Below are 12714 nucleotides of genomic sequence, written 5' to 3'. Positions count from 1 at the left end.
ATTATTACAACACGGTCAAACCGCATGCTTCTCTTAACGGTTTGACCCCTATTGAAAAATTGATTGATTATTTTTATCCCGAACAACTATAAATAACGCTTGGATTTCTTACACCTCAGATTAAAACTTGATCAGCTTAAAGCGCTGACTCAGCTCCCCTCCTTTGACGAGGCAAAAGTAAACTCCGGGAGACGTTCGGTGACCGCCTTCATCAGCGCCGTCCCAAGTAAAGCGTGCCGTTCCTCTCGGCGCGGTCCCCTCCCACACTCGACGCACCCGTTGACCGAGCGCGTTGTAAATCTCGACCGCCACATACGCCTCTCGCGGCAACGTAACCGAGAGCTCCAATCGATCCGAAAATGGATTGGGCGAAAGAACGACTTGCGGCGGGGAAAGAGACTCTTTTTGCTCGACGCGAACATAACCCTGGAGTTGTTCATCCATCCAGGCCGTATGATCGCGGATAAAATTTTTCATATAATCGACTTCTTTTTGGTAGGTGTTGCGTTTCTCATAACCGGCAGTTTCGCGCCAAAGGAATTGACCCAGAATGGGCCAGCGTTTAAAGTTACGCTGCTGCGCTTCGTTCAGATAAGCGGCCACGGAATCGACAAAAGCAAAGATCCGATCGGTTCGCCACGGCCCGCTGCGCAAAGAAAACCAACGATTCGCAACATCCTCCCTAAAAGCCGGATCGTTCCACAGCTTGAGCCAAATTCGCGGCATCGACGGGTCCCAATCCTCCACCACCCAACGGTCGACGATGTCGCCTTCATTGTACGTTGAATTGGACAGCGCCTGATCGAAATCCCAAACCGGACCGGCGCAGATTTTTCCCAGCCGATCCTTATGAAAAAAGCCGCTCCAGCCGTAGGCATCCGAGTTTTTCGTCGCTTCCTGTACGAGCAGTTCGTCGATAAAAGAGGAGACGTCGATGTATTGATGATAGCCGCGCGTCGGGTCGCTGAAATAGGGTTTATCGACCAGCGCCTTGACGAAATCGTCAGCCTGGCGGATATAGGCCAATTGTTGCGGCCGGACTTTGTTGGCCTTGGGATATTTCAGCACGCGTTGATTGCCGTTGTTGCCGAACACCACGTCCGTCGGATCCGCCTGCTGAACGGCCCAAATGTAGCCGCCGGTTACGGCGTCGCCGCTGATGTCCATGGTATCCAGCTTGGTAATGTTGAGCCGGTTTTTGCCCCACTTGATCTTTTCCACCAGGATGTAGACGCCGCGGTAATCGCCGTTGAGAAATACTTCGACGTGGCGTGTGCGCGGCGCCCATCGGCCGAGCGAGCGCGACAGATAATAAGCCACGGCATCGCGCATGAGCGTGCGGTCAATAAAGGCGGAGATTAGAATCCAGTCCTTTTCTTTCGGCATCCCCAGCAATTTGACGTCATTGTCGGAGCCGTCTTCATTACGGGTTTCGAACGAATACGGTTTTTTCTCGAACATCTGCGAGGCGTTGCCGCGCGATTCGATGCCGATCCAGCCGTCATAGCCGTTCGGAGGGTCGGTCAGGCGATTGCGCGCTCCCGGCCCATTGTCGATGATCTTCATGCGCGCCATGATTTTCGGCTCATCGGGAATTTCCTGCCCTTGCGTGTCTATAATGAGGATCGGCAGATTGGACGATTCGAAATCGAACGGCTCGACGAACCAGGAGGGTGTGGGTTGGTATCTGCGGGTCGTTTCCGTGATGCCTGCCAAAAGATAAGGAATCGCCGAAAGATCGCTCGATGAAATGTCCTGATTGTGAACCTGGACGGCTAAAACGTTCATGCCCTGCCGAAGCAGGCCAAGATCGACCGGCCAGGATTCAGGAGTGCCGCCTTGATAGAGAACCGCCTCGCGGCCTACGGTCGAGGGCCGATTGTAAGGGGGGCGCGGATCGGCCAACCCGGCGGAGCGGGCGATTTCGACGCCGTTGAGGTAAGCGACGAACGCATCGTCATAATCGATTATAAACAGCAGACGTTCGATTTTGGAGAGATCCTTTACCTCGAAGGACCGACGCAGGTAAATGGAGAGTGTCGCCGGTACCACGGTCACATCGTCATTGTCACCGTAACCGAATCCGCCGCGACCGGTTTGCCAAGCCGCATCTTTAAAATCAAGACTGATCCACTGCGCCGGCGGCTCGCTCGTGCCCACAAAGTAGCGCCACAAATCACCGGCGGAAACCAGCGCCTCCCAATGATGTGCGGCAAAAATGGGTGCGCTCAGCAGCAATATCAAAGTTGTGAAACGAAACGGCTTCATCTACTCTCCCAAGCTCTCCAATCCGGAAAAAAAGCAAAACTTTATATTGTTTTAATATAGAGTTTAATCATTTTTGCAAATGAATCAAAGGGTTTCGTTGCGGGAAATAGGCGGAGAAGGCGTTACTTAACGGACCAAGACGATCTTTTGCATTTTTCGCAAGTCGTCGAAGGAAAAGCGCACGAAATAGACGCCGGCCGGAGCCGAATCACCGACATCGTCCCAGCCGTCCCAGATCACGGCATGGCGACCGCCGGCCTCTGCCGCATCGACAAGCCGGCGTACCTGCCTGCCGGCAGCATCGAAAACGATGATCTCCACCCTCGACGTGCGGGCAAGCTCATAGGAAAGCGTCGTTTGCGGATTGAAGGGATTGGGATATGCCGGAAAGAGACGAAATTCTGACAGCGCAGATGCTGTGCCGTTTCGTTTGAGAAGAGTTTGCTCAAGGGCGACCGCCGTACCGTTGATATCGATAAAGGAGAGCCGATAGACGAGCTCGTCCGCATCGCCCGGCGGTTGATCAATAAAGCGATAGACTACCGGTTCGCTTGCCGTGCCGCGACCGGTCAACTCTGGATGCGTAGAAAAATCGGCTATCTTTTGCCATGGTTCCTTCGGCCTGCGCCGCTCCAAAAGAAAGCCGAGGTTATCCTTTTCCGACTCGGTCGTCCAGCTTAATACGATGCGGTTATCCTCCCATTCGCCGGTAAAAGAGGACAGCAGCACCGGCAGAGCCAAATCCTCGAAGGTCTGATAGACATACATTGCGCCCTGCTTTTCGGCATTACCGATCTTTTTCTCCGGCGCACCCGCCATAGCGTACACTTGGCCCACCGCTGCAGAGGAGCCGAAACGGTCGAGAAGCTGTTGCATCAACAAGGACTTTTTGGTCTTGAGTTGCCAGTTGCCGTTATAACGCTGGTAAGCGTAAATGGAACCGCTGTCGCGGTAAAGGCCGTTGTCTCCGGGCGCGCCGACGATCAGAAAGCTGCCGTAAAGCGCCAAAGAATAACCGAAAAAGTCTCCCGAATCGGCATCGGCGGCGACCAGCTTGGCCTCGGAAACCCAGCTGCCTTGATCATAACGATAGATGTAGACCGAGCCGACATCGAAATCGCCGACGTCATCGCGATAGGCGCCGACGGCGCACAGGTTGCCGTCTATGGCAACACTAAAACCGAAACGGTTGCTCAACGTGCCGTCGGCGGGAGACAGAGTCTTGCGTGTCCAGGAACCGTTTATCTTTTCGAACACATAAGCCTTTCCGGCGGTTGCGGATTTGAACGGGCTGCCGACGATGAGACGCAGGCCGGAGACGGAAAGCGACGCTCCGAACATATCGTTGGCAACGCTGGTTCCCGGAAGCAGCATGGTGTCCGAGGACCATCCGGAGGGACTGGAAGCATCCGGCTTGTAGACATAAACCGTTCCGGAGGATGAAACAGCGCCGCCCGCTGCAGGCGCGCCTATTGCACAAACGGAAGCGTTGATCGCGACGCTTTTGCCGAACAGATCGGCAGCCGACGGCGTCGGCGAACGAAAGATCGCCTTCTGCACAAAGGCGCCGTTGACACGTTTGAATAGATAAGCCGATCCGCTGGTGCGGCCATGCAGTGTATCGGCGTGGGCGCCGACCAACAAATTATCCTGATAGAGCGAAAGGGCACTGCCGAAATAGTTGTAGGGATCGGAATCGATAGGCTTTAAAACGGTTTCCAGCGTCCAGACGGAATTGACCAGCCTGTAGATATAAACGGCGCCGCGATATCCGTCTTCCAAAGCGTAACCCGGAGCTCCGACGGCCAACGTGCTCCCGCTCAGGGCCACACTATAGCCGAAACGCCGATACGGCGCTCCATCCGGCGCCGTCAATCTCACTTCGGCCGCCTGCGCGGGCGCAAAATATACCGCCCAAAATATGAAAAACAGCCGCTTCCCCCAAATCCTGCTGCATAAATATATTTTCCGAATCGGATTTTTTATTGCCGAGCTTCCTTAAAATTCATCAATGTTCGAAAACGTGTCTATTTATTCGATGAGTTTTAACTATTAAAGTTCCAAAATCATTCCAAATGAGTGTACAGCATGATAGTAAAGTTACGGAATGCTTTTTTATTTTAGAACCGTTATTTTTCGCAGGCGATTAAAAGTTCCGGCCTCGAACTTGACAACATAGACGCCGGAGCTCAACGATGCTGCATCGAGGGTGATGTCATGAACGCCCGCACTCATACGGTCATCGACCGGCACGGCGACTTCTTGACCAAGAAGATTGAACAGACGCACTCGCACCTGACCCTCGACGGGCAGAGCAAAACGAAGGACGGTCGAGGTGTTAAAGGGATTGGGATAAGGCGGCCACAGCTCGTAACGAGCGGGTTGAGCTTGCGCAGAGACGACTTCCAGGGCTGCCCGATCATCGCGGCGGGGGGATCCGTGCATCAGCGCCGAGGCGCGCCAGTATTCCGCGCGATTCGGATCTCCCCGCGGTTCGACCTCACCGGCGACCAGCGACTTGCCGCTTCCATCCGCTTCTTTGGGCCATGGCGGACGATCGTTGTAGCGCAAATCGATGATCGTGTCGCCGGCGGCATTGATGAGAACCAGCCGCTCGCCGGCGTTGTCAAGGTTGCCCGAAAAAACGCCGTTCGGCGGAAAGTGATAGCGGCTGTAAAACGCCTCCGAGTCCGAAGCGATGACATAGAACGCGTTTGGTTCCAGGCGGGCATTGGCCGGAAAGGTGTAGCCAATACCGCGGCAAAACCGGCTGAACCCCAGGTCCAACGCCTTAACGCCGATGTTTTTAAGCTCGATAAACTCGTAGGATGAGCCGTCGCGGTCAGCCTCGGAGAGGGGGTTGTAGTGAATCTCGGTAATCCGCAGCGACGGGAGCGGGTCGGCGACGGCCAGCAGCACGCGGTGCAGCGGACTCCACTCATAGCCGTCAGTTGTGCGCGCCGCGATAAGCGTCGTACGCTCCACTACGATCGGCTTTTCGTAGCGGATGGCTTTCGGCGAGGGCGTGCTGTTCTTACCCTCTTCAGCGATCAGCTCCACGGTGATAAGGAAATCGGAGCTGCTCGAGCTCACGTTCATCGCCTGAATGGCCAAGAGGTTGTCGCCCGCCTTGAGGCGCTTGATGACGGATGAACAATCAAACAACTCCTCTTCGGACGCTTCGCGCGCGCTCAGAGCGGCGGCATCCCAAGAGTGAACGGCAGGAGCGTTAGCCGACGCGGCAATGCCGCCGTTGATGAACGCAACAAAACCGTCATCGTAGCGCATCTTCAAATACAGCCTGCGCACGCCTGCAAGCTGCTCCTCTTCCAATTTGAAAGGAATGCGCAGATAGCAGGAAGTCGGTTTGCCGTTCCGGGGGTCATACATCAGGCTGCGGGTATCAAAATTAATAAAGGGGCGATAAGTGCCGTCCAGATCATAACCGACGCCGCCGACGACGCTCAGCCACTGCGAGTCGTCATAGCTTAAATCGCTGCGCCAGCGGATGCCGTAACTGGTGCTCGGCACCAGCACTTTTTTGGCCGCTCCTACCGGCACCCAGGTCGTGCGCCGCGTCTCTCCCTCTGCCTGCGGATCGGTTCCGTCGAGAGTATAGTAAATCGGACTCGCGGCTTGAAGGGTCAATGCAGTCCCCGGCGAAATGCGGCCGCCGTTCGTCTCTTGGCCGGCGATCAGAAACCGGGGCGGCTCTACCCGCGGATAGAGTCCCCGCCTGCGCAGCTGGTCGAGCACGATTTCCCTTCGCTGCGGGAAATACTGGTTCAGCAGCCAATTGCGTTCCCTGATCCATTCGACATCTCGGGTGTAAGGGGTGTCGCGGCGACTGTCTCCCCAGCGCGCCGACTCGCAAACGATCGGCCGATAAACCTCCTCGGCAAAGCGGGCATAGAGCGCCTTGATCCGTTCGGTCGACAATATTCCGTCGTTGAAGAACAGCGAATAGACTCGATCGGCAAAGCGGCGGCGATATACGGGATGATCCTTGAGAACCTGATGCAGCCGCGTCGGGCCGCCGTCGTCGTTTTTGCCCGTCACGTCCCAATCGACGGCTTCCATGACGTGCTCGGCGTCCCAACTGTGATACCGCCATTTGCTTTCGCGGCCGCTCTTGGCGCGCGTGGCGTACCAATTTTGATGCGCCCAATCATAATTGCCGAGGTAAAAGTTGACAAGCAGATAGCTGATAAAATCATCCAGATCGAGCATTTCTTCCAACAGGACATACTTTTCTTCGAGGGGTCGGGAAGAGTTGGCGACGGCAAACATCTGTTTGTAAGCCTCGTTGCTGCCGGCGACGACCTGGTCGGGATTATGCTTCACAACGTCGTAATCCTCGGCCCGTCCGCCGCGATAAGCCGCGGCAAAGTGCTCATCCGGACGTTCGTGCAGATAATAGAGCCCCCAGTAGAGGCCGTTGAGGTAGAGGTGCACCTGTCGGCCGTGCGGCGCCAAGCCGCCGGCAAGACGCTGGAGCTCGGCGGTAAAGGGATCGCGAGTGTATTGGGCAATGTCGTTCTGACGCAGATCGCGGCCCTGCACCCGCACGCTGCCGCCGTAAGCCCAGGTGTTGTTGCAGCGCGCATCCAAAACGATTGTATCGAATTCATCCGTCGCAGAAAAGCCGAAAAGCGGGTAATGGAGCTTGGCCTCTCCATATTCGCGCTTGAACTTGAGACGCAGAGAAAGCTTGTCGATTTTCCAGCGGTCCGGGCTCGTGCCGCCGACGACCATAACGCCGCAATTGATCTGAAACCCTTCGCTGCCGTCCGTCGGAATCCATTCGACCGAACAGGCACGTTCGTCATTTTCCCCCTGCACATAGATGCCGCGGCCATTGTCGCCGAACCAGTCGTCCACGGGCATGACCAGCGAGATCGCCGGCAGGCTCAACAGATCGCTGATGATCTCATCTCTGTACTTCGGATGATTGACCACATGCGGATCCATCTCATAGTCGCCGAGTCCGCTCAATCCCCAATTGCGTGGAAACCCTGGGGGATTTTTGGGCTGGCGAATGACCTGCTGCGGGAAAATGTAGGTTTGGGTGACGGAGCCGCTCGGCTGCCATTGCGGCAAAAAGGCGCGGGCGCGGACGGCGGTGGTCGTACTGATGTGCAGAGGGCCTCGGTAGCGCCTTGTCGAGCCTTCCTCCCGATCGGAAGGCTCGCTGCCGTCGAGGGTATAGAAAATCTCCGCCTGCGGCGGGTCGACGCTCAGCATCAGCTCGAACGGCTCATCATAAAAGCCGTGCGGTCTGCTGAACAGTACGTTTCCGACTCGACCGAGGAAGCCGGTTGTGGGGTTGGCGCGCCCCGGCGTGGGAAAAGACAGAAACAGCAGCTGATCAGCCCCATCCGGTGCGCGGCCGTAGGACAGATCACTCTGCTGCGGCGGGTAACGGAGGGAATCGACGCAGGCACCGGCGGCATTCAGGTAAATCGATCCGCCTTCCGCCTTTAGTTTAAAGCCGAGATGCCGTGGGCCTTGATGCGGCTCGCCGTCGGCGATCAAAAGCAAATAACCTTTGCCGGGGATGCTTATGCCGCTCGGCAGGCGCTGAGTTTCGTCAAAAGGGTCGTCTGAAATCGTCCATCCGCTGAGATCGATCGGATCGCTGCCGGAATTGTAAAGCTCGATCCAATCGGGATACTCGCCTTTTTCCTGCGGATCCTCCAGAACCGTCCGGTTCGCTGCCATGAATTCGTTGATCCGCACCGCCCCGATACACGGCACGGCGGAGAAAAGAAGCAGCCAAACGGATTTGAACTTCATGCCTGCGGCAGATTATTTGATTAAAGTCACTTTATATACGGCTGAAAAACCGGTCGACGTTTCCATGCGCATCAGATAAACACCGGCGGCCAAGTCTTCAGCCTCCCACTGCAGCGCGTGTCTTCCGGCGACAAACCAGTCGTCGACCGGCCTGCGGATCCGTTGTCCGAGCAGGTTGTAGAGCTCGATGACGACGCGAGCGGCTTCGGCGAGCTCAAATTCGATGCGCGTAGAACTGTTAAAGGGATTGGGACTGTTCCGGTAGAATCGGTAGGAAAACCGCTGCGCAGTCACCGCGGCATCGGCGGCAATCTTGTCGTCCTGCCCCGGCGAGCCGTTCACCCAGTAAGAAGCGCGCCAGTAGTCGGGATTGTTGGGGTCAATGCTCGGCTCGAGTTCCCTGGCGACTAGTGAACGCCCGGTCTTGTCCTGCTCGGTCGGCCACGGCGCTTTGTCGTTGTAGCGCACCGAAAGAATGGTATCGCCGGCCGCCGAGACCATGACAATTCTCTCGCCGCTGTTGTCCAGCTGTCCCTCATACTCTCCGAACGGCTCCCAACCGTACCGCTTTTTGAAAGCGGCAGCATTGGAAGCCAGGCAGAGAAATTGGCCGGGTGCAAGTCGAGCCGACAGCGGAAATGTATAACTTACGCCTTTGACGATCGACACAAGGCCGAGCGGCAGCACCTCGCGACCGATGTTTTTAAATTCCAGAAATTCGTACTCATTGCCGCTCACCTCGCCGTCGGGCAGCGGTTTGTAGTGAATTTCGGTAATTTTCAAACTGCTGTAATCCGTCGGGACGATCAGAGTCAGTTTATGCAGGGCGCTCCATACCTCGCCGCTTTTGCAGCGCGCCGCCAAGACCGCCGTCGCCGGGATCGTCGCCGAACTCTGGTTTGCTGCTTCGAGCGCTCCGGGCGCAACCGCACCCCCGACCGCGCGCGGATCGCTGCCGTCCAGAGTGTAATAGATTTTGCTTTGACCTTTGTTCGGATTGACGAATTCGATCTGATCACTAGATTGGATCAGCAGCTTTTCGTCTATAATCTGTCTTCCTTTTAGGCGGAAATCGGGCGGATCGATGGTCGGATACAGACCTTCCTCGTAATACTGCTGAAGAACGATGTCGTAACGCTCGGGGAAATACTCATCGGCAATTCGGCGCACCACCGGCTCCCAAGAGCCGTACTTGGAGCGGGTCAGATCGCCCCAGCGCGCCGACTCGGCGATGATCGCGGTCTCCAACATGCGCGTACGGCTCAAAAACAGCTCGCGCGACCGTTCCGGCAGGAAAATGCCCTTGTTGAAGTAATGACGATAGACGTGATCGGCAAAGCGCAGGCGATATTCGGCGTTTTCGCTCAGCTTAAAGTGCAACCACTGCGGATGAAACTGGTAGAAATTGTTGACCACCATTTTGCGGTCGCCCGAAATGCGGCCGATGTTGACGCGATTCTCCTCGATGCCGTCGCCGATGTTCACGCGGTCGATCAACAGCGTGTGTTCATTGTCATGCGCAAAGAACTTGAAGCCGTCCTTTCTCACCCGATTGTAAATCGCATAATAATTGTTCGGCATTTTGTTGCTGCCGAACTTGGAGACCGGCGAATCATAGTTGCCGGTGTGAAAGATGACCAGCATGTAGTCGATGAGGTTGTCGATATCCACCAGCTTGACGCCCGCAGGGTCCGGCGTGCCGTCCGGCTTTTTCCCTTCCAGGGCGAAATAGTCGGCATTGACCTTGAAGCCCTTGTTGCACGCTTCCCACACCTGCCGCCATGCGTCGAGGTTGCCGTCGGTCGCTTCGATGGTGTAAGGCCGGTTGTAGCCGGCATCGACCTTGACGACATCGTAATCTTCGCGGCTGCCGCCGAAATAGCTCGCCGCGTAAGAGGCCTCGGAGCGCTCCTGCGTCTCGTACAATCCCCAGTACATGCCGTTCAGGTACAGATGATAGAAACGACTGCGCGTGTAGGGCTGCCCCATCTCGCGCTGCAGATCGCGGGAAAACACGTCGCGCGTGCCGGTGTCCAACACGTCGCCGTTCGCCCAAGAATAGTTCTGGCTGCAGCGCAGGTCGATTTTGTCGAATTTATCCACGCCTTCGTCGCCGAAAAGCGGATATTCCAATTTGGCGGCGCCGTAATCTTCTCGAAAGAAAAGACGAAACGCGTGCTTGGGATAAGCGGGATGCCGGCTGTAGCCGCCGCGGATCCGCACGCCGGCGTCGATCTGAAAGCCGGCCGAGCCGTCCGGGTTGAGCAGCTCGATGGAAGCCGGACGTTCCCATTCTTCGCCGTGTTGCACGGCATTGACATAGATGCCCTTTTGCGGATCAAACAGATTCTCCATGTCCGTGACCAGCGAAAAACTGGGCAAATCCAGCAGCGCCTTTTCGATCCAGTCCTTGTAGCGGGCGTCGAGAGTGACCTCGCGCGAAACGTCGAAGCGGATGTACTGGCCGTTGATGCCGGAATCGGGCCAGTTGAGCGGCCGCTTTTGCCAGCGCACTCGGTTGACAAAGATGTAGGAATGGGTCTGGACGCGCGTGACCTGTCTGCCGTCCTTTACGGCGACAGCGCGGACAATTACTCCCGGCGTATCGCCGCGATCGGTGCGGCTCTGCGGGTCGATGCGAACGACCACCGTGGATCCGGCCTGCTTGGCGGTCGGCGAGGCGACGGGATTGGAGCAGTCCAGTGAATAGCGGATGACGGCTCCCGGAATGTCCGTGGAAATCTGCAAATCAAAGGGTTTTTCATAAAAACCGCGCTCAACGGAAAAATTCGGGCCGGGAGAATAGTTCGGGAATTTCACTTCCACCGTCACCGGCTGCGACAGCGCCGAACCGCCGTCGTTGTCCGCGGCGCGCGCCTGCAGCACGCACTTGCCGGTACGCTTCGGCCGCCACTCGACGGCGTACGGCGCATCAGTATCCTTGGCAATCAGCGTCCCGTCAACGAAAAACTCGACATACCGCACGGTGCCGTCCGGGTCGCTTGCGCTTGCGGAAAGAGTGACAACATCGCCGGCAAACAATCGGGCGCCGTCCAAGGGCGAGGTGAGAGTCACGGTCGGCGGCTGGGTGACCTTGACCAGAGTGAACTGGAGGTAATTGACGTTGAAATTGGCCGATTCCATATAGAGCCGCAGCACGCCTTGGCCCTGGCGGAGAAAAATATTGGGAATGGAGACGGTCGTCCAGGTCTGCCAGCCGCGGGTGACCGGCGCGGTGACTGTGCCGGTCAAATTAAAGCGATCGAGCTCGAGGTGAAAGGCCCCAGGCGCGCTTTCGGCGGCGGTGCGCACGTCGATGCGGTACACGCCGGCCGTCTGCACGTCGACGGTGTACTCGACCCATTCGCCGGGCTGAATCCAGCCGATGTTGTAGCCGTGCTCGCTCGACGTCTCGACGTCTACGGCTTCGCGCGGCCGATAAGCACCGCCCTGGTTTTCGAGGTCAACGTCATGGTAGGCTATGCCCTCGCCGCCAAGGTCATAGTCCTCCGCCTCGATGATGCCGGGAATTTTGCTCGGCACGCCGCGAAAGGGCGTCTGTTGACCGTAAATTGGAAGTGAAATCAAAAGCACCAAAGCCCAAACGGCTTGGAACTTATTGGCATTTTTGGACATGACTGTGTTAATTTTGTGTTAACTTTTTTCAATATAGAGAAATCTTGGATTAAATACAAATTGTAAACTATGGGGGCTTTAACGCTATCGCAACAGCTTTTGCATGCAACCCGCCTTTGACCATTACAAATCTTAAATGTGAATTTGAACAACCAGGGGGATTCCAAAACCGTTTGTCGATGAGGAGCATTGGAACGATAACTACAAATTTCAAATTTTTTGACGAGTTTGGAAGGGGTCAATTATAAATGAAAGCAGGAAATACTTGAAACCAAAACGTCTTGATTGTTCACGTGAAAATGGAAAAGAGGGTTGGTCATTTCAACCTTTGATCTTGGCAACGGCAATTAAAGACGAAAGCTTACTCGGTCATCCCTCCGCATATTGCACGTCTGCATCCTCCATGACTTGTCGGCGAAAATAGCGACTGAGATCCTGCGGCGTACGCAAGTCCGCCTTCCTGCCGCTGAAAATTAGCGATAATTCCCGTTCCATAGCGGCGATCTTGAACAGCGTGAGAATGCGGTTCGGATTAAATTCAACCAACACAACCACATCGCTGTCGGGACGAAAATCCCCCCGCAGCGCCGATCCGAAAATCGCCAGTCGTCGAATGCCGTGTTTTCGACAAAAAGCTGCGATTTGTTCACGCGGCATAGATAGTGCAGGATTCATGCTTACGCCTCAATTACCTTCATGCTCTCAATGCTTCGCTCCTCCATGAACCAGTCTGCGATGCTTTTACACTCGCCGGACCAGCAGGGCAGCAAGATCCATTCAAGCAGCTTCAGATGCATCCGAGTCGATCATCTTTCATTCTGAGCCGACAACGCCGCCAGCGCCTCTTCGACTTCCCGGCCTTTGGCGCGGATCAGCTCGATCAGCTCCTCCGGCGTGCGCGTGTCCTCGTCGTTTTTGCGATGGGGATTGACCGCCTTGAGGTCAAAGTTACGCGCTTCGATCTCCTGCCGCGTCACCGTCCAGCTGCGTTCACTGTCGGCGCGGTCAGGCAAG

The 12714-nt window shown here is 56.1% G+C and carries 6 protein-coding genes; all 6 read right to left on the bottom strand.

The genetic code is table 11. The features are described 5' to 3' along the window. Nucleotides 1-120: 120 nt before the first annotated feature. Nucleotides 121-2268 carry a CotH kinase family protein gene (locus ONB24_14905; protein ID MDZ7317399.1) on the bottom strand — a complete coding sequence of 716 codons (2148 nt, stop codon included), beginning with the start codon at nt 2266-2268 and terminating at the stop codon, nt 121-123. Nucleotides 2269-2394: 126 nt separating this feature from the next. Next, nucleotides 2395-4149 (bottom strand): T9SS type A sorting domain-containing protein, encoded by a 1755-nt coding sequence (locus ONB24_14900; GenBank protein ID MDZ7317398.1) that lies wholly within the window; start codon nt 4147-4149, stop codon nt 2395-2397. A gap of 234 nt (nt 4150-4383) precedes the next feature. Next, on the bottom strand, nt 4384-8064 hold the full coding sequence (locus tag ONB24_14895; GenBank protein MDZ7317397.1) for a lamin tail domain-containing protein: 3681 nt from the start codon (nt 8062-8064) through the stop codon (nt 4384-4386). Nucleotides 8065-8076: 12 nt separating this feature from the next. Beyond that, nucleotides 8077-11700, bottom strand: coding sequence for a carbohydrate-binding protein (locus tag ONB24_14890; protein ID MDZ7317396.1), 3624 nt, complete (start codon nt 11698-11700; stop codon nt 8077-8079). A 369-nt stretch (nt 11701-12069) separates the two neighbouring features. After that, the gene (locus ONB24_14885; protein ID MDZ7317395.1) at nt 12070-12375 is read right to left on the bottom strand and encodes a nucleotidyltransferase family protein; all 306 of its coding nucleotides are present in this window, start codon (nt 12373-12375) and stop codon (nt 12070-12072) included. Between the two features lie 131 nt (nt 12376-12506). Continuing rightward, nucleotides 12507-12714, bottom strand: a 208-nt coding sequence (locus ONB24_14880) for an N-6 DNA methylase (GenBank protein MDZ7317394.1), incomplete at its 5' end; no start/stop codon positions are given.

The organism is candidate division KSB1 bacterium, assembly GCA_034505495.1.
In the GTDB taxonomy this organism is placed as follows: Bacteria; Zhuqueibacterota; Zhuqueibacteria; order Residuimicrobiales; family Krinioviventaceae; genus Fontimicrobium_A.
The sequence above is the reverse complement of the archived record's forward strand: the minus strand, read 5'-3'. Positions and strand labels throughout refer to the sequence as shown.

What these genes read in the sequence shown, in the direction of transcription:
- ONB24_14885 (MDZ7317395.1), bottom strand. Translation starts at nt 12,375, where the DNA reads ATGAATCCTGCACTATCTATGCCGCGTGAACAAATCGCAGCTTTTTGT.
- ONB24_14895 (MDZ7317397.1), bottom strand. Translation starts at nt 8,064, where the DNA reads ATGAAGTTCAAATCCGTTTGGCTGCTTCTTTTCTCCGCCGTGCCGTGT.
- ONB24_14890 (MDZ7317396.1), bottom strand. Translation starts at nt 11,700, where the DNA reads ATGTCCAAAAATGCCAATAAGTTCCAAGCCGTTTGGGCTTTGGTGCTT.
- ONB24_14905 (MDZ7317399.1), bottom strand. Translation starts at nt 2,268, where the DNA reads ATGAAGCCGTTTCGTTTCACAACTTTGATATTGCTGCTGAGCGCACCC.